3 protein-coding genes and 1 pseudogene are annotated in these 3,486 nt (G+C 57.0%); 2 read left to right on the forward strand and 2 right to left on the reverse strand.

Going from position 1 to position 3,486, the window contains the following annotated elements:
- Positions 1-86 (reverse strand): annotated as a pseudogene (locus VEZ52_RS04805) (rubrerythrin family protein); the annotation flags it as partial.
- Between the two features lie 116 nt (positions 87-202).
- Positions 203-709, reverse strand: coding sequence for a FlxA-like family protein (locus VEZ52_RS04810; protein WP_324835774.1), 507 nt, complete (start codon positions 707-709; stop codon positions 203-205).
- Between the two features lie 201 nt (positions 710-910).
- On the opposite strand from VEZ52_RS04810, the gene VEZ52_RS04815 reads away from it, so the two are divergent.
- Complete coding sequence (locus tag VEZ52_RS04815; protein WP_324835775.1) at positions 911-1,957, forward strand: M48 family metallopeptidase; 1,047 nt, start codon at positions 911-913, stop codon at positions 1,955-1,957.
- A 362-nt stretch (positions 1,958-2,319) separates the two neighbouring features.
- Positions 2,320-3,486: Orn/Lys/Arg decarboxylase N-terminal domain-containing protein (locus tag VEZ52_RS04820; protein WP_324835776.1), on the forward strand; the 1,167-nt coding region annotated here is incomplete at its 3' end.

The following is a 3,486-nucleotide window of genomic DNA, read 5'->3' on the forward strand; positions in this document are numbered from 1 at the left end:
TAGTCATAGCGGTTACGCGCCTGAGATTCACCAGCAAAGGCTGTAAGAATATTTTTTTCCGTCTGGCTGCCTTTCAGCGATTTCATAGCGTCTTCTCCTTGGAATGATTGGTGGCTGCGCGCCTATTGGCGCAACGGCAAAAAAGGACACGAGCAAAAGTGCCCCTCTTGTTTAACCACTCTAATTAGGAATCATTCCTATGTCAAGCAGAAGTCGACTCGGCTTCGGCAAGCTGCGCTTCGAGAGCCGCAATTTGCGACTCGAGCGACTGAATTTTACTTTCCACCGCCGCACTGTTGCCGCTGCCAGCATGGCTGGCCAGGCTGGAAAGCTGGCTCTTTAAGGCCGCAATCTGCTTTTTGATCTTTTCCGTAGGATCAGAAGAACTGTCGTTCCCCCCACCGCCGCCAGCGCCCTTAGCCTTGGTCGAACCGCTGCCGCCGGATTCGCCGGCTTCACCATCGGCAGTTTCAGCGGAAGTATCGCCCTTGTTGTCCGCAGATTGCGGCGTCGCAGCCGTGGAGGAACCCTTGTCGTACATGTGGATCTTTTCAGAAAAGAGCTTCTTGGCTTCATCAGAAATATCCACGGTGTCGCCAGAATCGGACGAACCGCTGCGCGTGCGGATGGTATTCGACCCCAGACCGACCTTGTAAACTGCCTCTGCGCTGCTGGAACCCAACAGATTGCCAATCCCTGTTGTACTCATATGACGCCCCCCGCAGTGATCTTTGCTGCGAAATACCGCATCATTGTAATAGTGGCTCCCCCACAGAAACCCTGGGTGCGGCTGCCCAACGGGTTTGCACCCGGCAAAACCTGCCGGGTGGACCTTTCCGCAAGGTAGTAGAGCAATAACCATGCCGCAGGCAGTCTTTACAGCCTTGGCCGCCTATGGCAGCTTTGCCGCATGCCTGCCCGCAAAGTCCCTGCCGCCCCCCTGCACGATCTGCCCGCCACGGTAGAATTTACCCTGGCCGATGGCACGCGCCTGAGGGCTTCAGTGCGTCTTTCACCCCGTGCGCGCAGGGCAAAACTGTCGCTCACGCCTCGGGGCGACCTTGTGCTGACTATCCCGCTGACCATGGGGCCAACGCAGCTTCAATCAAGCCTGCCGCTCTTTTTGCCCTGGCTGGAGCGCGCCCGCACAACCCTGCTGCGCAGGGTGCCCGCCCCCCAGTTGCCTTCCAGCATCACCCTGCCGCTCACGGGCGAAATTTTTGCCGTCACGCCCAGTGGCGACATGGCAGCAGGCCGCAAAGCCGCCACGGCGCAAACCGCCAGGACAGCTACAGTACAGGTTGCCAACGGCGCACGGCGCTTGTTGCTGGTGGAAAGTGCGGATCAGGTGCGCCTGTATGGCGCTGTAGACGACATATCCTTATGCGCGCAAGCCTTGCGCCAGTGGTGCCGCAAGAAAGCAGCCCGCCTGCTGCCGCCGTATCTGGAACAGCTTGCGACAACGGAAGGATTTGCCCTTGCGGGTGTGAGCGTGCGGGACCAGAGCGGACGCTGGGGCAGTTGCTCCCGCCTGCGCCGGGGGCACACCCCTCAGCCCGCAGTGCAACGGTCAAACTTGCCGCAAGGGGCTTTCGGTCGCCCCAGATCGCTGGAACAGCTCACCACGCGCATCCGCAACTTTTTTTCCACCCCACCCCTGCCCGCCAAATATGACGCGACCCCATCCTTTGCCCAAAGCGGCTCAGCCCTCGCTCCTGCATGCCCGGAGGGACGCATCAGCCTCAACTGGCGCGCTCTGCTTCTGCCTGCCCCGCTGCTGGAGCACTTGTGCTGGCACGAGCTGTGCCACTTGCGTCATATGGATCATTCCCCGGCATACAGGGAAGAGCTTGCCCGCTTTTCGCCCCAATGGCCCGCGCACGAAAAGGCGCTCAACGCCGCATGGCGGGGCTTGCCCTGGTGGGCGCTGCCCGGCGAGGACTCCTCCAGCCGCTGATATCGCTCACGCCGCGCCCTCGCCCCGCGTGCAAGCATGCGCAATCCTGCCGACAGACTGACCATAGTATCTGCTTTTCTTGCCAGATATTGTACCCAGCCACCACGGTGCAATTGTTGCATTACATAAAGAATATTCAAGGATTGCTGCAAGATCACGCCAGGCATTGCACTAATCCTCACTGAAAATGTATAATTTTCAGTAAACCTCAGCCAAACACAAATGGACAAAGTTTATACTTTGAGCGATAAAAGACAAACAGATAGATAGGCATTCAGTCTGCACAACACAGCTTCATCATGCGCAGGCCTCCCTGCTGCGCACACCCTCTACTTGCCGCTGTAATGGTAAGGAGCGCGCCAATGCCCATAGACAAGCATGAATGGCCTGTATTGATTGTTTCTGGTGAATTTGATGCGGCAACAGATGAAGGTTGCAGGCTGCGCGAGCTGAAAAAACAGCTTGTGGAAAACAAGGGCTGCTCTGTTCTCATATCCCTGCGATATGAAGACGCAATAAATATTTTTGCATCCCGCGCTGACCTTGGAACTGTCATAATAGACTGGGATATCCAGTGCGAAGACCCCGGCGAGCAAACAACGGCAGCGGAGTTGCTTGAGGGTATCCGCCAGCGCAACAAAACCATCCCGGTCGTGCTGCTCACTGACCATTCCGAGCTGGAGAATCTGCCCACGGATGTTCTTTCCAAGGTGGACGACTGCATCTGGAAGATAACGGATACTGTGGATTTTCTGGCCGGGCGCATTGAAGTGCTGGTCAGCGATTACCTGCAAACGGTGTATCCGGCCTTTTTTGGCGGCATGGCCCGCTACGCCAATGAATACAAATACGCATGGCACACGCCTGGGCATATGGGCGGCGAGGGATTTCTCAAAAGCCCCGCAGGCGTGGCCATGCACAAGTTTTTTGGCGAAAACGTCTTCCGCGCCGACCTTTCCATTTCCGTGCCCGAGCTTGGCTCCCTGCTTGACCATAACGGCCCGGTTGGCGATGCGGAAGAAAATTCCGCCAGAGTCTTTGGGGCGGACATAACTTTTTATGTGCTCAACGGCACCTCCAACGTCAACCAGATCATCTGGCGCAGTCAGGTGCTGCGTGACGACATAGCCTTTGTTGACCGCAACTGTCACAAATCCCTCAACTACGCCATGGTCATTACCGAGGCCTACCCCGTGTATATGACGCCACGGCGCAACCGGCGCGGCATCATCGGGCCGTGCAGGCTTTCGGAATTTTCAGAAAAAAGCATCCACAAAAAAATCGCCGCCAACAAACTGATTCCTGACGAGCTGAAAAGCAGCCGGGTCAAGATGTCCGCCCTCACCAATTCCACCTATGACGGGCTGTGCTACAACGTAACCAACATAAAGAAGCAGCTCCGCAAGAGCGTGGACAACCTGCACTTTGACGAGGCGTGGTACGCCTACGCCCGTTTCAGCCCCATGTATGAGAACCACTATGGCATGACGGATGCCGACAATGTGGCCGATCATCCGCCCATTTTCTGC

The sequence above is a fragment of the Desulfovibrio sp. genome (assembly GCF_035644575.1).
Lineage (GTDB): Bacteria > Desulfobacterota > Desulfovibrionia > Desulfovibrionales > Desulfovibrionaceae > Desulfovibrio.